Annotated in this window: 28 protein-coding genes; 23 read left to right on the top strand and 5 right to left on the bottom strand. The window is 50.1% G+C overall.

The window, feature by feature from the left end; genetic code table 11:
* Positions 1-99: 99 nt before the first annotated feature.
* The 5 genes from ESP131_RS00420 to ESP131_RS00400 form a co-directional block, all read right to left on the bottom strand.
* Positions 100-747, bottom strand: coding sequence for a DUF4352 domain-containing protein (locus ESP131_RS00420; RefSeq protein ID WP_069940042.1), 648 nt, complete (start codon positions 745-747; stop codon positions 100-102).
* Between the two features lie 11 nt (positions 748-758).
* On the bottom strand, positions 759-2,117 hold the full coding sequence (locus ESP131_RS00415) for an alkaline phosphatase (RefSeq protein WP_029342760.1): 1,359 nt from the start codon (positions 2,115-2,117) through the stop codon (positions 759-761).
* A 170-nt stretch (positions 2,118-2,287) separates the two neighbouring features.
* Positions 2,288-3,262 (bottom strand): hypothetical protein, encoded by a 975-nt coding sequence (locus ESP131_RS00410; protein WP_069940041.1) that lies wholly within the window; start codon positions 3,260-3,262, stop codon positions 2,288-2,290.
* On the bottom strand, positions 3,255-4,121 hold the full coding sequence (locus ESP131_RS00405; RefSeq protein WP_029342758.1) for an ATP-binding cassette domain-containing protein: 867 nt from the start codon (positions 4,119-4,121) through the stop codon (positions 3,255-3,257). Before ESP131_RS00405 ends, ESP131_RS00410 begins: the two co-directional genes overlap by 8 nt.
* Positions 4,115-4,483 carry a GntR family transcriptional regulator gene (locus tag ESP131_RS00400; protein WP_029342757.1) on the bottom strand — a complete coding sequence of 123 codons (369 nt, stop codon included), beginning with the start codon at positions 4,481-4,483 and terminating at the stop codon, positions 4,115-4,117. The genes ESP131_RS00405 and ESP131_RS00400 overlap by 7 nt, the downstream gene beginning before the upstream one ends.
* Positions 4,484-4,639: 156 nt before the next feature.
* On the opposite strand from ESP131_RS00400, the gene prfA reads away from it, so the two are divergent.
* The 23 genes from prfA (at position 4,640) to atpD (ending at position 24,853) form a co-directional block, all read left to right on the top strand.
* The gene (gene prfA / locus ESP131_RS00395) at positions 4,640-5,698 is read left to right on the top strand and encodes a peptide chain release factor 1 (protein WP_069940040.1); all 1,059 of its coding nucleotides are present in this window, start codon (positions 4,640-4,642) and stop codon (positions 5,696-5,698) included.
* Positions 5,698-6,546, top strand: a complete 849-nt coding sequence (gene prmC / locus ESP131_RS00390; protein WP_029342755.1) for a peptide chain release factor N(5)-glutamine methyltransferase — start codon at positions 5,698-5,700, stop codon at positions 6,544-6,546. Before prfA ends, prmC begins: the two co-directional genes overlap by 1 nt.
* On the top strand, positions 6,543-7,541 hold the full coding sequence (locus ESP131_RS00385) for an L-threonylcarbamoyladenylate synthase (protein ID WP_047394502.1): 999 nt from the start codon (positions 6,543-6,545) through the stop codon (positions 7,539-7,541). The genes prmC and ESP131_RS00385 overlap by 4 nt, the downstream gene beginning before the upstream one ends.
* A 17-nt stretch (positions 7,542-7,558) precedes the next feature.
* Complete coding sequence (locus ESP131_RS00380) at positions 7,559-8,074, top strand: low molecular weight protein arginine phosphatase (RefSeq protein ID WP_023469513.1); 516 nt, start codon at positions 7,559-7,561, stop codon at positions 8,072-8,074.
* A 5-nt stretch (positions 8,075-8,079) separates the two neighbouring features.
* The gene (gene rpiB / locus ESP131_RS00375) at positions 8,080-8,520 is read left to right on the top strand and encodes a ribose 5-phosphate isomerase B (RefSeq protein ID WP_029342752.1); all 441 of its coding nucleotides are present in this window, start codon (positions 8,080-8,082) and stop codon (positions 8,518-8,520) included.
* Complete coding sequence (locus tag ESP131_RS00370; RefSeq protein WP_023469511.1) at positions 8,520-9,059, top strand: TIGR01440 family protein; 540 nt, start codon at positions 8,520-8,522, stop codon at positions 9,057-9,059. Before rpiB ends, ESP131_RS00370 begins: the two co-directional genes overlap by 1 nt.
* 111 nt (positions 9,060-9,170) lie before the next feature.
* Complete coding sequence (glyA, locus tag ESP131_RS00365; protein ID WP_029342751.1) at positions 9,171-10,430, top strand: serine hydroxymethyltransferase; 1,260 nt, start codon at positions 9,171-9,173, stop codon at positions 10,428-10,430.
* A 74-nt stretch (positions 10,431-10,504) separates the two neighbouring features.
* A complete protein-coding gene (locus tag ESP131_RS00360; RefSeq protein WP_029342750.1) occupies positions 10,505-11,173 on the top strand; it encodes a response regulator transcription factor in 669 nt (222 codons plus the stop codon).
* On the top strand, positions 11,170-12,525 hold the full coding sequence (locus tag ESP131_RS00355; protein ID WP_069940039.1) for a HAMP domain-containing sensor histidine kinase: 1,356 nt from the start codon (positions 11,170-11,172) through the stop codon (positions 12,523-12,525). Before ESP131_RS00360 ends, ESP131_RS00355 begins: the two co-directional genes overlap by 4 nt.
* A 75-nt stretch (positions 12,526-12,600) precedes the next feature.
* Positions 12,601-13,629 (top strand): ABC transporter permease, encoded by a 1,029-nt coding sequence (locus ESP131_RS00350; RefSeq protein ID WP_029342748.1) that lies wholly within the window; start codon positions 12,601-12,603, stop codon positions 13,627-13,629.
* Positions 13,626-14,294: an ABC transporter ATP-binding protein gene (locus ESP131_RS00345; RefSeq protein WP_047394522.1), complete on the top strand. Its 669-nt coding sequence runs from the start codon at positions 13,626-13,628 to the stop codon at positions 14,292-14,294. The genes ESP131_RS00350 and ESP131_RS00345 overlap by 4 nt, the downstream gene beginning before the upstream one ends.
* A 152-nt stretch (positions 14,295-14,446) precedes the next feature.
* Complete coding sequence (locus ESP131_RS00340; protein WP_069940038.1) at positions 14,447-15,403, top strand: tol-pal system YbgF family protein; 957 nt, start codon at positions 14,447-14,449, stop codon at positions 15,401-15,403.
* 72 nt (positions 15,404-15,475) lie between these two features.
* Positions 15,476-16,105: a uracil phosphoribosyltransferase gene (gene upp, locus ESP131_RS00335; protein WP_029342745.1), complete on the top strand. Its 630-nt coding sequence runs from the start codon at positions 15,476-15,478 to the stop codon at positions 16,103-16,105.
* Positions 16,106-16,229: 124 nt separating this feature from the next.
* Positions 16,230-17,363, top strand: a complete 1,134-nt coding sequence (gene wecB, locus ESP131_RS00330) for a non-hydrolyzing UDP-N-acetylglucosamine 2-epimerase (RefSeq protein ID WP_069940037.1) — start codon at positions 16,230-16,232, stop codon at positions 17,361-17,363.
* 777 nt (positions 17,364-18,140) lie between these two features.
* A complete protein-coding gene (locus ESP131_RS00325) occupies positions 18,141-18,359 on the top strand; it encodes an AtpZ/AtpI family protein (protein ID WP_069940036.1) in 219 nt (72 codons plus the stop codon).
* Positions 18,356-18,742, top strand: coding sequence for an ATP synthase subunit I (locus ESP131_RS00320; protein ID WP_023469501.1), 387 nt, complete (start codon positions 18,356-18,358; stop codon positions 18,740-18,742). Before ESP131_RS00325 ends, ESP131_RS00320 begins: the two co-directional genes overlap by 4 nt.
* A gap of 8 nt (positions 18,743-18,750) precedes the next feature.
* On the top strand, positions 18,751-19,494 hold the full coding sequence (atpB, locus tag ESP131_RS00315; protein ID WP_029342742.1) for a F0F1 ATP synthase subunit A: 744 nt from the start codon (positions 18,751-18,753) through the stop codon (positions 19,492-19,494).
* 75 nt (positions 19,495-19,569) lie between these two features.
* Positions 19,570-19,782, top strand: coding sequence for a F0F1 ATP synthase subunit C (gene atpE / locus ESP131_RS00310; protein WP_023469499.1), 213 nt, complete (start codon positions 19,570-19,572; stop codon positions 19,780-19,782).
* 127 nt (positions 19,783-19,909) lie between these two features.
* Positions 19,910-20,443, top strand: a complete 534-nt coding sequence (atpF, locus tag ESP131_RS00305) for a F0F1 ATP synthase subunit B (protein ID WP_023469498.1) — start codon at positions 19,910-19,912, stop codon at positions 20,441-20,443.
* Entirely contained in the window at positions 20,443-20,976 is a 534-nt protein-coding gene (locus tag ESP131_RS00300; RefSeq protein WP_029342740.1) for a F0F1 ATP synthase subunit delta, read from the top strand. The genes atpF and ESP131_RS00300 overlap by 1 nt, the downstream gene beginning before the upstream one ends.
* A 19-nt stretch (positions 20,977-20,995) precedes the next feature.
* Positions 20,996-22,504 carry a F0F1 ATP synthase subunit alpha gene (atpA, locus tag ESP131_RS00295; RefSeq protein WP_023469496.1) on the top strand — a complete coding sequence of 503 codons (1,509 nt, stop codon included), beginning with the start codon at positions 20,996-20,998 and terminating at the stop codon, positions 22,502-22,504.
* A gap of 42 nt (positions 22,505-22,546) precedes the next feature.
* Positions 22,547-23,398 (top strand): ATP synthase F1 subunit gamma, encoded by an 852-nt coding sequence (atpG, locus tag ESP131_RS00290; protein WP_047394533.1) that lies wholly within the window; start codon positions 22,547-22,549, stop codon positions 23,396-23,398.
* A gap of 36 nt (positions 23,399-23,434) precedes the next feature.
* Complete coding sequence (atpD, locus tag ESP131_RS00285; protein WP_029342738.1) at positions 23,435-24,853, top strand: F0F1 ATP synthase subunit beta; 1,419 nt, start codon at positions 23,435-23,437, stop codon at positions 24,851-24,853.
* Positions 24,854-24,865 lie beyond the last annotated feature (12 nt).

Here is a 24,865-nt window from a genome sequence, read left to right as displayed (position 1 = left end):
CTTTAGTGTAGCATGGAACGATTACAGGCATCAAAATAGCTCCACCTATGATCCGGACATGACCGGAAAATAGATAGAGCGTAGAAGTGTGAATGTCAGTCAACGAAGAGACGTCGAAAACGTCGTTCCTTTTTTGAGGACATCTTGTTTTTCATCGAGAACATCACTCGTCAAGAGTTCAATCGAGTCAACCGGATGTTCCAAGATGAAGCCTAAGTTACCACTCCGTGACTCGGACGGGGCATAAGTCTTCGCAAGCGACTCCAAATAGACGTCCTCCTCGAGCGTCTTTTCTGCCGCAGCATCGAGTTTGAAGTGGGCGACAGGATTGAACGTGACCGGTTCATTACTTGTGTTCTTGATCGTGACCCGTGTCTTGATCAAATCAAAGGATTCATCGTGCGTAAAGCCATGGAAGAAATCAATCATGCCATAGCTTGGACGAGCATGGAATACTTTGATCTCTTCGATCGTCATCTCGATCGGACCAATCTTCCGTGTTTCGTTCACTCGTTTGAATTGTTTAAGCGTCAGGTCGCCCTTATCATCCGTGACGGTCTGATCGATTTTTGTCAAATCGCGATCATCTGGAATTTGCGGGTTTGGAACGTAGGCGCTTGTTTTTTCAAGCGATACCGGCTGCTCCTGTTTCGCAGACGCTGGTTCTTTTGGTGTGTCTTGTGATGCTGAAGTGCCACAACCAGCGAGCACCGTCCCGAGCATCAAAGTAGCAAGTATCTGTCTCATGAACATTCTCCTTATTTCTTCGATTTCAAGAGATCGAAGATGATTTTCGCGTGATCCGTGTTGTCGACTTGTCCCGCGAAACGTTCTTTAGCAGGACCGAACGCATAGACCGGTACGTCTTCACCTGTATGTCCACCTGTAGTCCAGCCTGTATGCGAGCGTTCGTTGAAGATTTCTTCAATCGCATTATCGATCTCGAGTAATTTCTTCGATTCAGCAGCGCGGGAGACGCTATCGATTTCTTTGTCCGTCAAGGCGAGTTTGTCCTGATCGATATACGTCGTCAACGTCTTGCGGACGTCCGCACCATCGACGATTTTTTGCGCCATGAAGTCAGGTGTTTTCTTTGCCGCTTTGATCGGTTCAGCGAACCAGTTATAGATGCCATCTGCACCGATTGAATATCCACCCGTTGAGTGGTCAGCTGTCGCGACGACGAGTGTATGTTTATCCTTCTTTGCAAATGCGATCGCGGCTTTGAATGCCCGCTCGAAGTCTTCCATCTCACTCATGGCACCGACGATATCATTGTCATGACCGGCCCAGTCGACTTGGCTACCTTCGACCATCAGGAAGAATCCTTTTTTATTCGAGTCGAGTCGCTTAATGGCAGAGTTCGTCATTTGTTCAAGTGATGGGACCGAGTTTTCGCGGTCAATCCGTTTTGGTAATCCACCATCTGCGAACAGACCGAGGACTTGTTTGTTTTTATCACCTTGCAATTGATCCAGATCCGTGACGTAACTGTAACCGTCTTTTTTGAATGCTTTCGTCAAATCAACATCCGGACGGACGAAGTTCGACTTACCGCCACCGAGCATGACGTCAATTTTATGCTTCCCATTGACGCGTTCCTTGAAGTAATCGTCTGCGATCGCGTTCATGTTCTTTCGGCTCTCATCATGAGCACCGAACGAAGCAGGTGTCGCATGCGTGATTTCCGATGTTGCAACGAGTCCTGTTGACTTACCACGTTCTTTCGCTGCTTCAAGGACGGTCTTGACTTCCGATTTATCGTTATCAACGGCAATCGCTGCATTATACGTCTTGATGCCGGATGACATCGCTGTTGCTGCGGAGGCGGAATCGGTGACGTTTTCCTTCGGATCTTCCGGATAAGTCATCTGTTGACCAACGAGGTATTGGTCAAACGCTGTTTTTTCAGCAACCGGTGTCGATGGATCGTTCTTTAAGTAACGATGTGCTGATGTATACGAGACCCCCATCCCGTCGCCGATCAAGAAGATGACGTTCCGGATTTCCGGTGATTTAACAGGTTTCGTCTTTGCTTCTGCTTCAGGCATCGAGAACATCGTACTGAGGGAAAGGGTTGATAAGGCAAAAATCGGAATGATACGTTTTAATTTCATAAGGGTTCCTCCTCGAAAGGTGCTGGGGTTTGATGATCGATACGACCTACAAACTCCACCTTACGGATAGAATGTGAAATCCATGTTTATCGTTTGTAAAGCTTTGTGAAGAATCGATGACAAAAAAATGGACCTTCTGAAAAGTCATTTCAGAAGGTCCATTCGTTGCATTAGCGACTCCACCCAATCATCCGACGATAAGAGCTGAACGTCGGCCAGGCGAGAATCGCGATTGCGAGCCAGTACAGGAATTGATTCTCGGACGAAATCAGACCGATGATTCCCGCGAGTAGGATTGTCGTATAGATCGAGAAGGTGATGATGAGTGCTGGATGTAATTTTGGGAAAATCGTGAAACGCCCGAGACGTTCGTTCGCACCTTTGACATAGAGACGACTACCGAAAATCAGTAAGATGACCGTCAAGGCTAAACTGAACAACACAGCATAGGTGATGTTGAAATCGGTATTGTACTCGAAGAAGAGCGCAAATGGCGTCGTGATCGTCATCAAAAAGCTTGTTGGTTTGTCTAACTCTTCATAGCCCACGCCAAAACCCAGTTGACCGATAGCATAGATACTGAAATACGTGAAGTAATTCAAGAACAAGAAGAACGTTCCGAGTAACAGTTGTCCGATGATGTCACCGGCAACTGTTCCGGCGAATAAGAAGATTGTTAAAATCGTCACATCAAATAGAAGGAATAGACCAAAATCTTGAAGGAGTGACGACCACGTGACGTAATCAAACGGATTGATACCGAATCCTTGCAGTAATGACCAACTGACGAAAAAGCCGATGATCGGGAAGACGATCAACGTCACGACGCCAATCGCCCATTTGATCCAGAACAGCCAGACCTTCGGGAACGGCAACGCATGTAAAATCAGGCTGCGACCACTCCCACGCTCCGAACCGAGCATCAGGATTGCAAAGACCGCAATCAGAATTGCAGCGAATCCAGCGAAAAACGGACTGACGAGTACGGTGTTGAGTAGCTCGGGTTGCTGAGACACATCGTATTTTTCAAATTCATTGATAACAGTATAACTGCCGAACCCATAACTGAAGATCGCCAGTAGAATAAAACAAGCGAGTGGCCAGATGCCTTGCTTGATGTGATAGCGGATCAAATGCTTAACCATGTCGTTTCCCTCCAAATGTCCCTAAGAAGTAATCTTCCATCTGCACCGGCAAAGCATCCTTTAATAGAGGACGCGTCGTTTCAAGATACTGCGCGCCTGCATCGGATAAGACGAGTAACGTCACGACCCGACCCGTTTGGGATAAGACGTGGAGATCGGCATGACTGAGCTCTGGAACGTCTTCATAGACGACTTGCCATTTCTGCATGCTAGCTTTGGCATCATCGAGTGCCTTCGGTTCGCGGACGAGGTGTTTTTCGATCGTCATGACGCGGTCGGCAAGGGAATCGAGTTCTTCGAGTTGATGGGAAGCAATCAGAACGGCTGTCTGACGCTCCGCAAGTAACGAGACGAGTTGTTTCAGATAATCACGTTTATTGATCCGGTCAAGTCCATCGGTTGGTTCATCGAGCAACAGAACGGGGGCATTCGTTGCAAACGCGAGTTGGAGAAGGAACAATTGGGCTTGTCCCTTCGATAAAGAAGTGACGCGACGTCCGCGATCGAGATTCGACGAGCGGCAGTAGTTTTCGATATATGTCTTCTCGAAGTTCGGATAAAAGACGTGGTAGAAGTTGATCAGTTCACCGAGCGTCATCTGGCGGTAGACGGAAACAGAATCCGGAACGAGGAAAAGGTGCTCCCGCGTCTTCGGAACGTGATGGATCGACTCACCATTCCATTCGACTTTCCCGCGGGTCGGCTCGAGCGCTCCAACGAGTGTTTTCAGTAATGTCGTTTTTCCGGCACCATTACGACCAATCAAGGCAGTAATCGTTCCTGCCGGCAGGGTGAAGGATGCATTTTCATAAATCATGGTACGGTCAATTTGTTTCGTCAGATGAGAAACGGTCAACATGAGGAATCCTCCCTTATGTGTAAAATGTGTTGATAAAGTTCTTCGTTTGAGATGGATAATTCGTCGGCGATGGCACAAAGGCGGATGAGTGGATCTTGGATGGCGGCTTGTTTGACTTCATGAAGTGGGATGTCTGAGATGAAGGAGCCTTTACCGCGCATCGTGACGATGAAGTTGCGGCTCTCGAGTTCCTGATAGGCGCGGGAGACAGTGTTCGGATTGACAAGGAGTGTACCGGCAAGTTCACGGACGGATGGCATCTGTTCGCCGGAGCGGAGTAGACCACGGGCAATCGAGCGGATGATTTGAGCGACCAACTGTTCATATATCGGTAACGGACTTTTCGGATCAACGGTGAACATTTCTTCACCTCCTTAAGTGTACTAATTCAATTAATACACCAATTATAGGAATTTAAAACCCGTCTGTCAACGTTTCTTTTCAAGAAGACGATGACGCCATTGATCGCAATATTTGCTATACTGACGACAGAAGAACCGCCAGGAAGGATGACCGAGATGTTGGATCGATTGAGTGCGTTAGAGGATCGTTATGAAAAACTGAATGATATGTTGGCTGATCCAGCCATCATCAATGATACGAATCAATTGCGAGAGGTCTCAAAGGAGCAGTCACAACTTGCGCCGACCGTTGAGACCTATCGCGTCTACCGCGAGAAGATGGAAGCTTATCAAGAGGCACGCCAGATGTTAACGGATCCTGAGATGCGCGACCTTGCGAAGGAAGAAGTCGCGATGCTTGAGCCGGAGATCAAAGAGCTCGAAGCCAAGCTGAAAGCTTTATTATTACCGAAGGATCCGAATGACGATAAGAACGTCATCGTCGAGATTCGTGGTGCGGCAGGCGGAGACGAGGCAGCCTTATTTGCGGGTGACCTTTTCAAGATGTACTCGAAGTTTGCTGAGAAACAGAGCTGGAAGATTGAGATCATCGATGCAAGCTACACGGAACTCGGTGGCTACAAAGAGATCATCTTCATTATCAAAGGAACGGGTGCTTATTCGAAGTTGAAGTACGAGAACGGGGCACACCGCGTCCAACGCGTTCCGTCAACGGAATCCGGTGGACGGATTCATACATCTACTGCAACGGTTGCGGTGTTGCCGGAAGCAGAAGACGTCGAAGTCGAAATCCATGATAAGGATGTCCGAGTCGATACGTTCACGTCGAGTGGACCGGGTGGCCAGTCCGTCAATACGACACAGTCCGCTGTCCGTGTCACGCACGTGCCGACGGGAATCGTCGCCAGCTGTCAGGATGAGAAGTCGCAAATCAAGAACAAGGAAAAAGCGATGAAGGTCTTGCGCGCGCGTGTCTACGACAAGATTCAACGCGAACAGCAAGCTGAATATGATGAAAAACGAAAGTCGGCAGTGGGTACGGGTGACCGTTCGGAACGAATCCGGACGTATAATTTCGCACAAAATCGCGTGACGGACCATCGCATCGGATTGACGATTCAAAAGCTTGACCGAATCTTGCAAGGCGAGATGGATGAAGTCATCGATACGCTCGTCATGGAACATCAGGCACGGGCATCGGAGGCGGCAAACTGATGCGGATCGCAAAACGTCTAAATGAGGCAAAAACGATGATGGAACAAGCAGGACGCGAGGGTTCAAGTGCCGAATGGTTACTCATGCACGTCTTGGATGTCGACCGGACCGGACTCCTTGTCCGTCTATCAGATGAATTGACACCGGAGCAAGATTTACGTTTCAGTGAATACTTGCTTGCTCATGTTCACGGCGTGCCCGTGCAGCATTTAATCGGCTATCAGCCGTTTTATGGGCGGGATTTCCGTGTCACACCGGATGTCTTGATTCCACGACCGGAAACGGAAGAGTTGATCGTCTTCGTCACGGAGCGTCTCAAACGTGAGTCGTTCACCGCGGGACAGATCGTCGACATCGGAACTGGGAGTGGAGCGATCGGAATCACGCTCGCCCTCGAACTCGAGCAACCGGTCACGACTGTCGATATTTCACCGGCCGCTATTACGGTCGCGAAGCAAAATCAAGCAGCGCTTGGTGGAGACGTGACGTTCCTTGAAGGAGATTTACTAGCGCCACTTGCGGATAATTCCGTGCGGGTGCTTGTTTCGAATCCTCCTTATATCGAGGAAGAGGAATTACTCAGTGAAGTCGTATTCGATCATGAACCACATCTCGCCCTGTTTGGCGGAAAAGACGGTCTCGTCTTTTACCGACGTCTCGTCGAAGAGAGTGGACGGGTCCTACGCGACGATTTCCGACTGATTGCGTTTGAAATTGGACACAATCAAGGACCAGAAGTGCAAATGATGTTAAAAGAACGTTATCCAAATGCGGAAACGGGTATTTTAAAAGATATAAACGGTAAAGACCGTATCGTGTATGCGGAACGAAAGGATTGTACAGCGTGAAGACGGAAATGATTGACTTACAGACGATGGATGAAGCAGTTCGGTTATTGCAGGAAGGAGAGGTCGTGGCGATGCCGACCGAGACTGTCTATGGTCTCGCAGGGGACGCAACGAACGAAGCGGCTGTTCGGCGAATCTTCGCCGCGAAGGGTCGACCTTCTGACAATCCACTGATTGTCCACGTCGCATCCGTAGAACAGGCACATCAGTTCGTCACGCACATTCCAGATGTTGCGGCACGTTTGATGGAGGCGTTCTGGCCAGGAGCCTTGACGATCATCCTCGAATCGAACGGCACCGCATCCACACTCGTCACAGCAGGACTAGATACGATCGGATTACGGATGCCAGACCATCCGCTCGCGCTTCGCTTGATTGAGGCGACAGGGTTGGGTCTCGCAGCACCGAGTGCCAACCGTTCCGGAAAACCTTCACCGACGTCATCTGCGCACGTCGCACATGACCTCTCGGGACGCATCGCTGCGATCGTCGATGGAGGGGAAACGGGCATCGGGGTCGAATCGACTGTCATCGATTGTACGATGACGCCACCGGCGATTTTACGACCGGGCGGCGTGACACGCGAACAAATCGAGTCGGTCATCGGTCCTGTCACACTCGATCCTGCCTTATCGATGAAAGATGTTACACCGAAGGCACCCGGGATGAAATATACTCACTATGCACCGGAAGCAACACTGTCCGTAGTTGAGGGAGATCTTTCATTCTTACAGCAACTCATCGATGATGCACGACAAACCGGACACAAGACGGGCGTTCTCCTGTTTGATGGGGAGGATGTCGACGCAGATGTTCGCTGCTCCCTTGGTAACTCGATGGAGACGGCGGCACAACGTCTTTACGATTGTTTACGGCGATTTGATCAGACGACGGTGGATCAGATTTTTGTACGAGACCTATCAGAAGAAGGGGTGGGGCTTGCGGTCCGCAACCGCCTCCATAAAGCAGCAGGTGGTCGGGTCATTCGCCCTTGAAGAAGGAGGATACGGAGATGAGCACACGTCGCGTTTTATTCATCTGTACAGGAAATACATGCCGTAGCCCGATGGCGATGGCGTTACTACGCTCTAAGGTCGCTGATCAGGAATTCGACGTCCGTTCAGCAGGACTACGTTCGATGCAAGGATTTGATGCGTCCGAGAACGCCTTACAAGTGTTACGTGAGCGCGGTATCGAACTCGAGCACTATACGCAAGTCTTTGATGATGTACTCGGACGTTGGTCTGACATCATCTTGACAATGACGCGTCAGCACAAGCAGGAAGTCGGTGAACGGTATCCGGAACTGAAGGAACGGACGTTCACCTTATATGAATACGTGACAGGGCTTGAACGGGATATCAACGACCCGTACGGCGGATCGATGAATGTCTATCGTCAAGTACGCAATGAACTCGAACCCCTCGTCAACCGTCTTGTGTTAAAATTGACGCAGAACGGAAACGGAAGAAAAGCTCCGGATACACGGAAACTTCCGAAAAAACAACCTAAACAAACGGGGGAATAGTAAAGATGAAAGTAGCAATCGGCGCGGATCATGGCGGTTTTAAGTTAAAGGCAGAAATCAACGACCTCTTACAAGAGCTCGGCATCGACTATACGGACTTCGGTACGCATTCAGCCGACTCGATCGATTATCCGGATGTCGCGATTCCAGTCGCTGAGGCAGTCGCGAACGGAGAGTTTGATCGTGGTATCTTGATTTGTGGAACAGGCATCGGGATCGGAATCGCAGCGAACAAGGTCAAGGGCATCCGAGCAGCACTCGTCCATGATACGTTCAGTGCGAAAGCGACGCGTCAGCACAACGATTCGAACATCTTGACGATGGGCGAACGCGTCATCGGTCCAGGACTGGCTCGTGAGATCGCACAACTTTGGCTTGAAACGGAATTCGAAGGCGGGCGTCATGAGAACCGCGTTTGCAAAATCTCAGATTATGAGGTGAAGTAATGGACTTGACACGCATCCAGCACGATTTAGAAGAAGCACTGAACGCTCTGGATGAACGATTTTCCTTAAAAGGAAAATTGCTCGTGATCGGCTGTTCGACGAGTGAGGTCATCGGTAAACAAATCGGCAAAGCTGGTTCACCGGAAGTCGCGGACGCCTTGTTCGATGTCTTCGATGCCTTTCGTCGGTCGCATCAAGTCGATCTTGCCTTCCAAGGCTGTGAGCACATCAACCGAGCATTGACACTTGAGCGGCAAACGGCAGAACGACTCGGACTTGATCCAGTAACGGTCGTTCCCGTTCCGGAAGCAGGTGGATCGATGGCGAGTGCTGCGTATCAACGCTTCTCGGCACCGGTCGTCGTCGAAGCGATTCAGGCAGACGCCGGAATCGATATCGGCGATACGTTCATCGGCATGCACTTGAAAGCTGTTGCGATTCCTGTGCGCTTGCCGCACAAGGAAATCGGTGAGGCACACGTAACGGCAGCCGTGACACGACCGAAATTAATCGGTGGGGCACGTGCTAAATACGAATGATTGATGCAAGGGGTTGCGCACCCCTTGCTTTTTTGATGTTGTTTTTAGGGATGCCGGGAACGAAACATTCGTGTTAAGATAGGTCTATCGAAATGAAATGGGGGAATTCAGATGGAACAAACACCGCTTACGTATCTGAAACAACAAGATGAGGCACTCTTTTCGGCAATGCGCCAGGAACTAGGTCGTCAACGGGATAACATCGAATTGATCGCATCCGAGAACTTCGTCTCGCAAGCTGTCATGGAAGCACAAGGCAGTGTCTTGACGAACAAGTACGCAGAAGGTTACCCAGGTCGTCGTTATTATGGTGGCTGTGAGTATGTCGATCTCGCTGAGAATTTAGCACGCGACCGCGCGAAGGAAATCTTCGGTGCGGAGCACGCGAACGTGCAACCACACTCGGGTGCACAAGCGAACATGGCGGTTTACTTCACGATTCTCGAGCAGGGCGATACGGTCCTCGGGATGAACCTCTCGCACGGTGGCCATCTGACGCACGGTAGCCCCGTCAATTTCTCCGGTGTCCAGTACAACTTCGTGGAATACGGTGTCGATCAAGAGACAGAGATGATTGATTACGATGTCGTCGCGAAATTAGCAGAAGAGCATAAACCAAAATTAATCGTCGCGGGCGCATCGGCGTATCCGCGTGTCATCGACTTCAAACGTTTCCGTGAAATCGCAGACAGCGTCGGTGCTTACTTGATGGTCGACATGGCACACATCGCTGGACTTGTCGCAGCAGGTCAGCACCCGAACCCAGTCGAGCATGCACACTTCGTCACGACGACGACGCATAAGACGTTGCGTGGTCCACGTGGTGGGATGATCCTCTGTAAAGAAGAGCATGCGAAAGCAATCGATAAAGCCATTTTCCCAGGCATCCAAGGTGGTCCACTCATGCATGTCATCGCCGCGAAAGCTGTCGCGTTCGGTGAAGCTCTTGCACCAGAGTTCAAGGACTACATCGGTCAAGTCGTCACGAACGCAAAAGTCCTCGGTGAGGAATTGACGAAGCGTGGACTCCGGATCGTCTCAGGCGGAACGGACAATCACTTGCTCCTCGTCGACTTACAACCGCTCGGTATCACAGGGAAACTCGCAGAGCATGCACTTGACGAAGCTGGCATCACGGTCAACAAGAACACGATTCCGTTCGATCCAGCGAGCCCGTTCGTCACGAGTGGTATCCGGATTGGAACGGCAGCGATGACATCACGTGGCTTCAAGGAAGCCGAGATGAAAGAAATCGCCGAGTTGATCGAACTCGTCTTGAACCATCCAGAAGAAGCAGACGTTCTCGCACAAGCACGCGAGCGTGTCGTTGCTTTGACAGGTCGTTTCCCACTCTACCCAGAGCGCGGGTGACCGTCATCCCCTTCGTCCTTTTCGTTATGAGAAGGGGAAGGGGATTTTTGTTTGTCTAAAAAAGGAGGCGTACGATGTATATTCTAGTCGTTGAAGATGATCCACATATTCAAGCACTCGTCTGTTCAACGTTACAAGCCGATGGACATTCCGTCCGAGCGACAGCAGACGGAAACGAAGCGCTCGCTTGGATCGAGACGATGACGTTTGAAGCAGCCGTGCTCGACGTCTTGCTCCCCGGGCAGACCGGTCTCGTCCTGTGTGAGCGATTACGGCAAAACGGGGACATCCCGATCTTGATGCTGACGGCGCTCGGTGAACTAACGGATAAGCGAGATGGTTTTGCAGCAGGTGCTGATGATTACATCACAAAGCCGTTCGATCCGGAAGAATTAGTGTTTCGGCTTCACGCCGTGGCTCGGCGCTATCAAAAAGCGGCGCAACCCGTCCTACATCTCGGGGATGTCACGATTGATAAACGCAGTCAGCTCGTGACGATCCAGTCGACCGAGTGGACACTCCCGCGGCGCGAGTTCGAATTATTACATCAGCTGGCAAGTTTTCCGGGACGGGTCTTCAGCCGCGAAGAATTGATCGAACACGTCTGGGGACTTGATTTCATGGGAGACGATCGGACGATTGATGTTCACATCAAACGACTTCGTGGACGCTTAAAGGAGACGAATCAGGTGAAGATCGAGACCGTTCGCGGACTCGGGTACCGGTTGGAGGTCGAAGCATGAGGAGCCTCTATACAAAGATTGTCGGACTCGTCTGTGTCGTCTTACTCGTGTCCGCCCTGCTTGCTCTTTTAATCAGTAACATCGCCTACTATTCGTTCTGGCAGGACAGCTATAGCCAAAAAGTCGAGGAAGCGGTCGAGACAGCGATCGATTATTATGAGACGCACGGTGACGGAAAGACGGAATCGTTTTACCGGATGTTACAAGCAACTGGCTTTCAACTATATGTACAAACAGATGACGGAATCGAGCGTTACGGAAACACATTTCGCAATGAAACGCTTTCGAGTCAAGTCATCGAGCAAGTGAAGGACGGTCACCCGTATTACGGGATGCGCGAGTATCCGTTCCATCTGTTCCTGCTCGGTCTGTTCGATAACGAGGTCATCAATACGTACGGCACATCAGTCAAAACATCGCAAGGAACGGACGCGATCTTCGTCCGTCCGGACTTAAGTCGGCAGATCCGTGAGTTGCACCTGTTTGTTGGTCTGTTCCTCGGACTGCTTGTCGTGATCAGCTTTCTCTTGCTCGTCTTCTCAATCCGGTATCTCGTGCGTCCGATCCGGCGCCTGACAAAAGCGACGGAACAGATGGCGGACGGTGACTACGGAATCCGCGTCGGAACGAAGGCACGCGATGAGATTGGAGAACTGTCCCGACGCTTTGACGAGATGGCAACGGCAGTCGAAGCGTCTGATACGGAACGACGCCGGTTCGTTGCAAACGTCTCGCATGAATTTCAGTCGCCGCTGACGACGATCTCAGGGTACGCTGGACAATTACATGTCGCAAGCGAGGATGAAGCGAAACGGACGATCATTCAACAAGAGGCAGCGCGAATGTCGGAGCTGACGCGTCAATTATTGATCTTAGCGAAGCTCGATGAAGGACGGCGCTTCAAGCGACAATTACTTGATCTACGAACGAGTCTAGAGACGACACTCACAACACTTGCCTTTCAGCTGGATGAGCAAGGCATCGCTGTCGCACTCGGTGTATCGCCAGCACTACAGATTCAAGCAGATGCCAGTGCGCTCGAACATGTCTTCCAAAATGTCATTCGAAACGCCGTCTCAGTCTCAGCCGAAGGAGCGACGATTCATATTCAAGCGGAAGAACAAGTGAATCAGGTCATCGTCCGAATCAAGGACGAAGGACCAGGTATGACCGAACAACAGATGGAACATGCCTTTGAACGCTTTTATCAAGGCGATGCATCCCGAACGTCGCGCGGGACGGGACTCGGGCTTGCGATCGTTAAAGAGACGATGCGCCAACTTGGTGGGGACGCGAACTTGTCGTCTGATTCATCCGGTCTGACTGTGACATTGACTTTTTTACGCATTTGACGCGTGCGTTCATGTTCCGTTCATATTGCAGTCGTATCATCAATCCTGTAGCGAACATACAGGAGGGATCACGCAATGAAACTAGGGTGGAAAGAACTCGTCCGGATGAAAGGACGATTCAGTTGGATGACGATCGTGACGATGTTGATCGTCTTATTGATTTTGATGATCACCGGTCTTGCGGACGGGCTGGCCTACGACAATGGGGCTGCCGTCCGTAATCTACCGGTCGAACAGTTTGCACTGAGTAAAGATGCGGAAGGGCAGCTGACCCGTTCGTTCTTACAGGCGGATGAGACACCAAAGGGCGCGGAAGCACTCGGTGTCCAGAACATGGTGCTTGAGAAGAAGAATGGAACGAAGGATGATGTGACGGTCTTTGCGTTACCACAGACGACGAACTATGGTCCAAAACAGCTGCAATCGTTGCAAAAAGGTGAAGTTCTCGTCGATGCTGCGTATGCAGAGCAACGCGGAACCCGTGTCGGCGATACGATCAAGGATTTTCGGACGAAAGAGACGTTCCGGATTGCCGGTACAGTAACGGACGGACGTTATAGTCACGCACCTGTCCTCTGGATGACGGATGAATCTTGGCAAGCATGGCAATCGAAGATGGGGGCATCATACGTCTCAGCGTATATCGGTCAGTCGTTGCAAACGGATCAAGTCGTCTTCTCAAAACAAGCAGTCGTTGAGAACGTACCAGGCTATGCAGCGGAGCAAAACTCCTTCCAGATGATGCGGGTCGCACTCGTTGTCATCGGGGCATTGATTCTGACTGCCTTCTTCTATATCTTGACGATGCAGAAGATGAAACAGCTCGGTGTCTTGAAGGCAATCGGCATCCGGACCCGGACGATGGGTGCGAGTCTACTCGTACAAGTCATCCTCTTGACGAGCCTCGCCTTTGCTGTCAGCGTCGCCATCACCTATTTAACAAGTCGTTTCTTACCGGCGGATCTTCCATTCCGTTTTGAATGGTCGACCAGTCTGATGTACGGCGGCATTTTACTCGTAACGGCAATCTTCGGTGCGCTCGTTCCGTTACGGATGGTCAAGAAACTCGAAGCGGCAGATGCGATGGGAGGAATGAACGGATGATTCGATTAAATCAGATTGAGCAAAGTTATGGTGAGATGACGGTTCTGCATGACATCAACTTACAGGCAGAAGCGGGTGAGTTGATTGCCCTCGTCGGACCGAGCGGTAGTGGGAAAAGTACATTACTCCAGCTGCTTGGATTGTTACAGACACCAACGAACGGTGCCGTCTACTTTGATGATACGTGCGTCAGTGAAGCAACGGACGAAGAACGTCGTCGTTTGCGTCTCGAAGAAGTCGGGTTCATCTTTCAAGAATCGCATCTCGTACCATTTTTGACAGCAGGAGAGCAACTGGAGCTGGTCGCGCAGGAAGCGGGGCGAACCGTTGACGTGACATCGGCGCTCGCGGTGTTCGGACTCGAGCACCGGAAAGACCATTTGCCGCACGCCTTATCAGGTGGCGAACGACAACGTGTCGCGATTGCCCGGGCCTTCGTCAATGAACCACGGCTTGTACTCGCGGATGAACCGACGGCAAGTCTCGATTATCCGAATGGTCGCCGGGTGATGGAGCTGTTGCAACAACAAGCGCATTTTTCTAACAAGACCGTCATCGTCATCACGCATGACGAACGGATGCTTGACGTCTGTGACCGGATTTGGCGGATTGAAGACGGACGCATCACGGAAACAAAAGTATTCCGATCCTATTCTCATCGTTAAACGATTCATCCTCTTGTTTTCGTACACTGACGTACGAAAACAAGAGGTTTTTTCAATGCTTCGTCAAGAAGATAGGGGAAACGAACCATTTGCGGAAGCGTTATCTTTGCTATACTTAACCGTAGTAAAAAAAGATAAAGGTGGAAATAAATGTGAACTTATCAACCTTGATCCAATCAGAACTTCAAGCCATTCAAACGGAACGCCTGACAGAATGGTTCACTCATAAAAGTCACGAGCGCCGGGAATATCACCGGATGCTCGAAGATTTCAAAGCAATCGTCATCATGCAACAGGCAGGATTTTATGAACAGGCAGATGCTCGTTTTGAACAGTGGAAGACCTTACCGATGCCAGCAGAAGTCTATCGTTATCGCCTGGCGATCGCAGGAAAAGCAGGTGGGAAGCGTCTTGCCCAGAAGCGATTGGTATCCTTCCCCATGACGGTTCAGAATCATCCGCAATTGAAAGACTGGAAGCGACTCGGAAAACTGAATCCATGGTGGATTGGTGGAGCCGTTGCTGTCATCTCTCTCGTTCTCGTCTGGACACAGTTGGATAGCGAACCCGCAACACCAGTCGCAACGAAACAAACAGAGGTCGAGCAACAACTCGCAACGCTGCAAACGGAAGTCGAACAGTTAAAAGAAAAAAACGAACAGTTGGCAAGTGAGCAAGAGAAGGCGAAAGCGATCAAGCCAGAGAAGAAGGAAACAAAAACGGAAACGCAGGAGCCAAAAGTGTCTGCGAAAGACGCGCTCGAGCAAGGGGTTGCTGCTGTTCAGGCGAAAGACTACAAACGAGCAGACAGTGTCTTGACCGGATCCGTCTTGACGAACAAAGAGACAGCAGGTATGGCACGCTTCTATAAGTTGATCGCTGCCGGAAAGCTCAAGCAGACGACACAGGCGGATTATATTGCCTATCGGAAAGATTTCCCGAAGTCCGGATACATGAGTGACGTCCTCTGGATGCAAGCGGTCTATGAACAAAAATATAAAAAAGGTGATTATCGTGCGACCTTGCAAGAACTCGCGAAACAACCGGACAATGAATGGTCTTACGCCGCAAAAGCAATTCTATCAGGGAAGAGTACGCTCGGGAACTGACGAAAAAACAGTTCCCAAGCAGTACGTTTTTAGAGTACAATGCGAAAAGAGAATGGAGAGGAGATGCAAACAATGAGTAAAGTACATGTATTTGATCACCCATTGATTCAGCACAAGATGACGATCATGCGTAAAGTCGAAACAGGAACGAAACAATTCCGGGAACTTGTCGACGAGGTGGCTTCATTGATGGCATATGAAATCACACGTGACCTTCCACTCACAGATGTCGCGATCGAGACACCGGTCACGAAGACGACGCAAAAGATGATCGAAGGCAAGAAACTCGGGATCGTCCCGATTCTCCGCGCCGGTCTCGGTATGGTCGACGGCATGCTCCGCATGATGCCGAACGTCAAAGTCGGTCACATCGGTTTGTACCGTGACCCGGAGACACTCGAGCCAACGGAATACTACCTCAAGCTTCCGACAGACGTCGCAGAACGTGATTTCGTCGTCGTTGACCCGATGCTTGCGACAGGTGGTTCGGCGGCAGACGCCATCTCCTCACTGAAGAAACAAGGGGCAAAGAGCATCAAGCTCGCATGTCTCTGTGCAGCACCTGAAGGCGTCAAACGCGTTCAAGAAGAACACCCGGACGTCGACATCTATCTCGCGGCACTCGACGAGAAGTTGGATGACCACGGATATATCGTCCCAGGACTCGGTGATGCAGGAGACCGTCTCTTCGGAACGAAGTAAAAACAGTAAGATACACAACAAGACCGCAGACGATGATCTGCGGTCTTTTCGTTGCTATTTCGTAAACTGCGCAAGACTGCTGAAGTATGCTTTAATGAAAAAAGGAAAAAAGGAGGAAGTCACCATGCCGATTACAGTCATGCCGATTTTCGGGACACGACCGGAAGCTATCAAGATGGCACCGCTCGTCAATGCCCTGAAGCAACACCCTGCTTTTGATGTTCATGTTACGATTACTGCCCAGCACCGTGAAATGCTCGATCAAGTGCTTGATTTGTTCGAGATTGAACCGGATCACGACTTGAATATCATGAAGCAACGTCAGACACTCGTCGATATTACGACGCGTGGTCTTGAAGGACTCGATGCGATCATGAAGGAAATCAAGCCGGATCTCGTCCTCGTCCATGGCGACACGACGACGACATTTGTCGGAAGCCTTGCTGCCTATTACAATCAGATCGCGGTCGGTCACGTCGAGGCGGGACTGCGGACATACAATAAATACTCGCCGTTCCCGGAAGAGGTCAATCGTCAGTTGACGTCGACGCTTGCGGACTTACATTTCGCTCCGACAGCGCAAGCTGCAGCGAATCTCGCATCCGAAAATCGTCACACTGGTGTCTACATCACGGGGAATACGGCGATCGATGCTCTGCAGACGACCGTCCAATCCGATTACGTCCATCCGATGCTCGAGACGGTCGGGGACCGGAAGTTGATCTTGATGACGGCACATCGTCGTGAGAACCAAGGGGAGAAGATGCATCAGATGTTCCGAGCGATTCGTCGCCTCGTCGATGCGTTCCCGGATACGCATGTCGTCTATCCGGTCCACCTCAATCCGGTCGTTCAAGAAGCAGCGAAGACGGTCTTTGAGGGGCATGACCGGATTTCGTTGATTGCTCCGCTCGACGTGTTCGACTTCCACAACTTCGCGAGCCGTGCCCATTTAATCTTGACTGATTCAGGTGGCGTACAGGAAGAAGCGCCATCACTTGGTGTACCTGTGCTTGTCTTACGCGACACGACGGAGCGTCCAGAAGGGATTGCTGCCGGAACGTTGAAGCTTGCCGGTACAGAAGAAGAGACGATTTATCAGATGGCAACGGAACTTTTGACGAACGAAACACTTTATCAAGAGATGGCGCATGCCTCGAACCCGTATGGCGATGGTCATGCGTCTGAACGCATCGTTCAAGCAATCCTGCATCACTTCGGTCAAGGGGAAGCTCCGGCACCCTTACTCACACAATAAGAAACGACGATCACCCTCCGAATCGCTTACATTCACTTGCTTTCCTCAGGCGAGACGTGAGCCGCGTCTCATCGTCCTTAGACGAGGAGTCGGGTCTCACTTGTCTCTGACAGCACAAAGACTTGTGCTTTTTCCTGTAGGAGTCGCGTGAAATAAGCGATTCTTTTTTGTTTTAGTACATCTATGACGGCAAAAGATTTTAGTTTACAGGAATAATATCTTTAAATCTTACCATTTCCACTAAAATCAGCCCATTTGTTTAGAAAATGTAAAACCAGATGACCTTGAAACTGGAAAGGAAACGATGACGATTTAAGCTGTGACGTACCGCACGATTGAAAAAATGGAAATCGTTGAAATGTATTGTTACAAACAGATGTCAGAGCTGTTTTTATGTCCCGATTCGGAAGCGTTTTCAATTGTGAACAAAAAATGTTTTTTCACAAAATCGACACAAATCAATTTTAGAGGTCTTGTTTCGGTTGAACGGGCACGATATAACGTTACTATTCAACGGTTTTGTTCACCATATGAACAATCTCTTTAACCGTTGATAGTACTACATATTTTCTTCACATCTTCGTGAAATGACTTGCACGGATGACATCTGTGAAAACCTTATCAATCGTTGATATGTATAGGTTTTTCGGCTCTGTTTTTATTGTGAATTCATTTGACTATGAAAGCTGCTTCATTGTATTCTTGACTAGTATGAAAATCCGCAAATTGTGGGAAAGAAAAAGAACTCACAATTGGGAAAAAAGGGGGTCGTCTCTAGTGCGCCAAAGTGGGCTCGCGAAGAGTATGGTCATGGCCTCGCAAATTTCGACGGCACTGGCTGCACCGATCGTCATTGGCTTTTTGATTGGGAACTATGGGGAACAACAACAATGGTGGGAAAAAATGGGTGCGACGTTCGCCGTGTTCATCGGGATTTTCATCGGCATTCTTTGCATGATCGCCATGATCAGGCACTTGTTAGGGGAGAAGACATGAACATCATCCTTCAAGATGCGTTGTATCGTGCGTACTTACGATGGTTTGGACTCTTTTACGGAATCCTGGCTGTCCTGCTGCTCATCGGACGCCCGAGTGATCCAGTCATCTATGGACTAGCACTTGGTGGAACTGGCAGCTTTCTGATCTTGACGCTTCAACGACTCAGCGTCGATCGGATGTATCGTGTAATCGAGACGGGGCGTAAGCCAGTGTCTCGAGGGACCGTTTCACGCATGGCGGTCGCGGTACTTTGTGTGATGATCGGTTTGAAATATCAAACTGAATTGTCATTAACTGCGGTGGTAATAGGCCTTCTCGCCGGCCACGTCATACAATTTTGTGAGTTCTTGACTCACGAACTCAAGCGGGAAAAGAGGTGAATAGTCAAATGAACCACGAAATGCCACTTTACGAAATCCCACTCTGGGGTGACTTCGTTCTGTACGGTAGCTGGACGAACTTGATCACAGTATTGATTGCTGCTGCTCTCGTCTTCTTGATTGCCGTGGCCGGTACGCGACGTCTTGTGATGAAGCCAACCGGTGCTCAAAACGTGATGGAGATGTTCCTTGAATTCGTTCGCGGAATCATCAGCAGCACGATGGACTGGAAAACAGGGGGTCGCTTCCTTACGTTCGGAATGACATTATTCCTGTTCATCCTTGTGTCCAACATCATGGGTCTCCCATTCAACGTCGTGACGGGACACTACATTTGGTTCAACTCACCAACTGCAGATCCTTACGTGACACTGGCACTTTCATCTCTCGTAGTAGTCTTAAGTCATTACTACGGTGTGAAGATGCGAGGCTTCGGCGCTTATGCGAAAACATTCATGACGCCGATGTTTATCATTACCATCATCGAGGAGTTTGCAAACACGTTGACGCTCGGTCTTCGTCTTTACGGAAACATCTTCGCTGGTGAAATCATGATCGGAATCATTCTTTCGATCGGTATCGTCTCTGGTACGAACGATTTCCAGTTCCTCGGACCAATCGGCGCGATCATCTCGGGTATCCCGATGTTGATCTGGCAAGGATTCTCACTCTTCATCGGTGGTATCCAAGCGTACATCTTCCTTATCTTGACGATGGTTTACATCGGACATAAGGCAGCGCACGACCATTAATTCGAAGGTAAAGCATCCGCTTTTCCGATAACAGCACGACAAATCAATGAACATACTCTAGGGAGGCAATTTATCATGAATCTTATTGCAACAGCGATCATCATCGGACTCGGCGCACTCGGCGCAGGTATCGGTAACGGTCTTATCGTAAACGGTACAGTATTAGGTCAAGCACGTCAGCCAGAACTCAAAAACGAACTTCGTCAAACAATGTTCATCGGTATCGGTCTCGTCGAGGCACTTCCAATCATCGGTGTAGCGGTCGGTTTCCTTCTTCTCAACTCTTAATCCACGATTAACGAGAACGGACTACATAGGGCGCTATTCGTTCAACGTTTGAGTGAACCGTCACGGGAGCTTAGGCTCCCTTATGTAGATATTGAAGTTGAACCAACCACGAGGGGAGTGTAATCGAATGAATCTAACGTATCTTGCGGCAGAGGCTGGCGGCGAAGGCAACCAACTCTTACTAGCCAACATGATCGTCACGATCGTCGTTTTCCTCTTGCTCCTCATCCTCTTGAAGAAATTCGCATGGGGCCCGCTCGTCAACATGATGAAAGCGCGGGAAGAGCATGTGGCTAGCGAGATCAACTCGGCTGAAAAGAGCCGTAAAGACGCTGAAGTCTACGTAGAACAACAACGCGAAGAATTAAACAAGGCGCGTACGGAAGCACGCGATCTTTTAGAAGCATCACGCCGTCAGGCAGAAGCAGAGCAAGCACGTGCGATGGAGCAGGCACGTCTTGAATCCGAAATGAGTAAGGAAGAAGCTCGCCGTGCGATCGAACGTGAACGCGCTGAAGCACAAGCTGCTTTGAAGAACGATGTCGCTCTTCAAGCAATCGCTGCAGCACGCCACGTCATGAAAACACAGCTTGCGACAGACGAAGCCGCTCAAAAAGCACTCGTCGATCAATTCCTTGCTGATACTAAGGGCACGAACTAATGCGTGATCACGTAGCGGGACGCTACGCAAAAGCGCTCTTCGATCTTGCGCTTGAGCACCATGTGCTCGAGCAAGCAGAAGCTGATGTGCGGACGCTCGGCGAAGTGCTCCACGCAACACCAGAGCTCGCTTCGGTTTTAGATAACCCATCGATTTCTGCTGAAGAGCTCAAGCAAGTTCTTCAAACAAGCTTCACTGGCTTCAACACGATCGTCTTGAACACATTGCTTGTCATGGTCGAAAACGACCGGGCGGCAGAGATCGTTACATTACCGGAACACTTCATTGCATTGTTGAATGAACACCGCAATGTCGCGACGGCAATCGTCACGAGTGCATACAAATTGTCGGACGAGGAACTCACGAAAGTGAAAGAGACGTTTGGCCAAAAATCAGGTAAAACGCTTGAAGTCGAGAACGTCGTCGACACGCGCGTCATCGGAGGACTTCGCGTCCAAATCGGTTACACGACATATGACGGAACGATCGAAACTAAACTAACGCGCCTTGAGCGTGAGCTGTTAAAAGCGTAAGAAAATAGGGGTGAAACGCATGAGCATTAGAGCTGAAGAAATCAGCGCCCTGCTTAAAGCGCGTATCGCGCAGTACGGTTCTACGATGGAAGTGAACGAGACAGGTACGGTCATCCAAATCGGTGATGGTATCGCTCGTGCACACGGACTCGACAACGTCATGTCGGGAGAGCTCGTAGAATTCGCTAACGGCACAATGGGCTTGGCGCAAAACTTAGAAGAAGGCAACGTCGGTATCATCATCCTCGGTGACTACCTTGAAATCAAAGAAGGCGACTCTGTTCGCCGTACGGGCCGCATCATGGAAGTACCAACTGGAGACGCACTCCTCGGACGTGTCGTTAACCCACTCGGTATGCCAATCGATGGTCTTGGTCCAATCGAAACAGAACACTACAACCCGATCGAGCGTAAGGCGTCTGGCGTCATGGCGCGTAAATCGGTACACGAACCACTTCAGACAGGAATCAAGGCGATCGATGCCCTCGTTCCAATCGGTCGTGGACAGCGTGAGTTGATCATCGGTGACCGTCAGACGGGTAAAACGTCTATCGCGATCGATACGATCATCAACCAAAAAGAAGAAAACATGATCTGTATCTACGTCGCAATCGGACAAAAAGAATCAACAGTCCGTGGCGTCGTCGAGACGCTCCGTAAAAACGGTGCACTCGATTACACGATCGTCGTTTCGGCAGCGGCTTCACAGCCAGCTCCACTTCTTTACCTCGCACCATTCGCAGGTGTCGCGATGGGTGAACACTTCATGGACCAAGGCAAACACGTTCTTGTCATCTATGATGATCTTTCAAAACAAGCAGCTGCTTACCGTGAGCTTTCACTTCTCTTGAAACGCCCACCAGGCCGCGAAGCTTACCCAGGGGATGTCTTCTACCTCCACTCACGCCTTCTTGAGCGTGCGGCGAAGTTGAACGACGAGCTTGGCGCAGGTAGCTTGACTGCCCTTCCGTTCATCGAAACACAAGCGTCGGATATCTCAGCTTACATCCCGACGAACGTTATCTCGATCACGGATGGTCAAATCTTCCTTCAATCGGATCTCTTCTTCTCAGGTGTCCGTCCCGCGATCAACCCGGGTCTCTCGGTATCGCGTGTAGGTGGTTCGGCTCAAGTAAAAGCGATGAAGAAGGTAGCGGGTACGCTCCGTCTTGACCTCGCATCTTACCGTGAGCTTGAAGCATTCGCACAGTTCGGATCTGACCTTGATAAAGCGACTCAGTCGAAGCTTAACCGTGGTGAGCGGACAGTTGAAGTCTTGAAACAAGACTTGAACCAACCACTTACTGTCGATAAGCAAGTCATCATCATCTATGCCTTGACTCGTGGTCACCTTGATGATGTTGCTGTAACGGATATTCGTCGTTTTGAAAAGGAACTCAACCTCTGGCTCGATCAAAACCGCAAACAACTTTGCGATGAGATCCGTAAGACAGGTAACCTTCCAGCAGACGAAGAGATCGTAGCAGCAATCTCAGAATTTAAGAAAACGTTCCAAGCGACGGTTTAATCCGGCGGAACGCTCTTGATACTAACAAGGTGGTGAATCGAAATGGCATCGTTGCGCGAGATACAAACGCGGATCAACTCGACGAAAAGTACGAAACAGATCACGAAAGCGATGAACATGGTTTCGGCGTCGAAACTGAACCGCGCTCAAGCACATAGCGCGAAGTTCCAACCTTACATGCTGAAAATGCAAGAGGTACTCGGAACCATTGCGAATGGCACGACAGGTGCGAGCCATCCGATGCTCGAGAAACGTCCCGTCAAAAAGACGGGCTATATCGTCATCACATCGGATCGCGGCTTAGCTGGTGCATATAACGCCAACGTGCTGCGTGAAGTCTACCGGGAAATCAAAGAAAAGCATACTGCGGACAGTTACGTTCTCTTCGTGGTCGGTAAAGTCGGTGTCCAGTTCTTCCGTTCACGCGGAATTACGGTCACGGATGCGATCACAGGCTTGAACGATTCTCCTTCGTATGTCGACGTCGCTGAAATCGTGAAGCGCACAGTGAGTGCGTTCACGCTCGGCGAAATCGACGAGCTCAAGCTGTGCTACAACCACTTCTTATCTGTCATCAGCCAAGAAGTGAAAGTCGAAACGCTTCTCCCACTCGGAGAAATCGAAGCTTCGTCTTCGACGACTTATGAGTACGAGCCAAGCGAGGAACAAATCCTTGCTGAACTCCTCCCGCGTTATGCGGAGAGCTTGATCTTCGGTGCGCTTCTTGACGCGAAAGTAGCAGAACATGCGTCACGTATGACAGCAATGCAAAGTGCGACAGATAACGCAGATGACTTGATCGGTCGATTGACTCTCGTCTACAACCGAGCTCGACAAGCTGCAATCACGCAAGAAATCACAGAGATCGTCAGTGGGGCTGCTGCGCAGCAGTAATCCCGACTGGCGTAACGATAGGTAGGAGGAAACACGATGAACGAACTCGGTTTAAAAGGCCGCGTCGTCGCGGTCATGGGACCTGTCATCGACGTTAAGTTCGAAGGACACTTACCGAACATCTACAACGCGCTCCGTATTCAATATACGCCGCAAACTGTAGAAGAAGTGGCTATCGACTTGACGCTTGAGGTCGCCCTGCACCTTGGTGACGACGTCGTCCGTACGATTGCGATGGACTCAACGGATGGAGTACGCCGTGGAATTGAAGTAATCGATACGAATGCTCCAATCTCGGTACCCGTCGGAGAAGCGACACTTGGTCGCGTCTTCAACGTACTCGGTAACCCAATTGATGAAAAAGAAATCGCTGCTGACGTGGAACGTCTTCCGATCCACAAAAAAGCACCGACTTTCGATAACCTTTCAACGAAAGTTGAAATCCTCGAGACTGGAATTAAAGTCGTCGACTTGCTCGCTCCTTACATCAAGGGTGGTAAGATCGGTCTCTTCGGTGGTGCCGGTGTAGGTAAGACCGTCCTCATCCAGGAATTGATCAACAACATCGCGCAAGAGCACAGCGGTATCTCGGTATTCGCAGGTGTTGGTGAGCGTACGCGTGAAGGTAATGACTTGTTCCACGAAATGACGGATTCAGGCGTTATCAAACAAACAGCGATGGTCTTCGGTCAGATGAACGAACCACCGGGTGCACGTCTTCGTGTTGCCTTGACTGGTTTGACGATGGCAGAATACTTCCGTGATGAGCAAGGACAAGACGTTCTTCTCTTCGTTGATAACATCTTCCGTTATACACAAGCAGGTTCTGAGGTATCGGCCCTTCTCGGTCGTATGCCATCTGCCGTTGGTTACCAGCCAACACTCGCAACAGAGATGGGTATGCTTCAAGAGCGAATCACATCAACAAACAAAGGTTCGGTTACATCGATCCAAGCGGTTTATGTACCAGCCGATGACTATACTGACCCGGCTCCTGCGACGACGTTTGCTCACTTAGATGCAACGACGAACCTTGAGCGCCGTCTCTCTGAGATGGGGATCTATCCTGCCGTGGATCCACTTGCTTCGACATCACGCGCCCTTTCACCGGAAATCGTCGGCGAAGAGCACTACGGTGTTGCACGTCAAGTTCAGGAAACACTTCAGCGTTATAAAGAACTTCAAGATATCATCGCGATCCTCGGTATGGACGAGTTGTCAGAAGACGACAAATTGACTGTACACCGTGCGCGTCGTATCCAGTTCTTCTTGTCGCAGAACTTCCACGTAGCTGAGCAGTTCACAGGACAAAAAGGATCGTACGTCCCAGTTAAGGACACGATCCGCGGCTTCAAAGAAATCCTCGAAGGTAAACACGATGACTTAACGGAAGAAGCATTCCGTCTCGTCGGTCCGATCGAAGATGCGATTGAAAAAGCGAAGGCGCTTGTCTAAGTGACAAAGCAT

This window comes from Exiguobacterium sp. U13-1, from assembly GCF_001750115.1.
GTDB lineage: Bacteria > Bacillota > Bacilli > Exiguobacteriales > Exiguobacteriaceae > Exiguobacterium_A > Exiguobacterium_A acetylicum.
The sequence above is the reverse complement of the archived record's forward strand: the minus strand, read 5'-3'. Positions and strand labels throughout refer to the sequence as shown.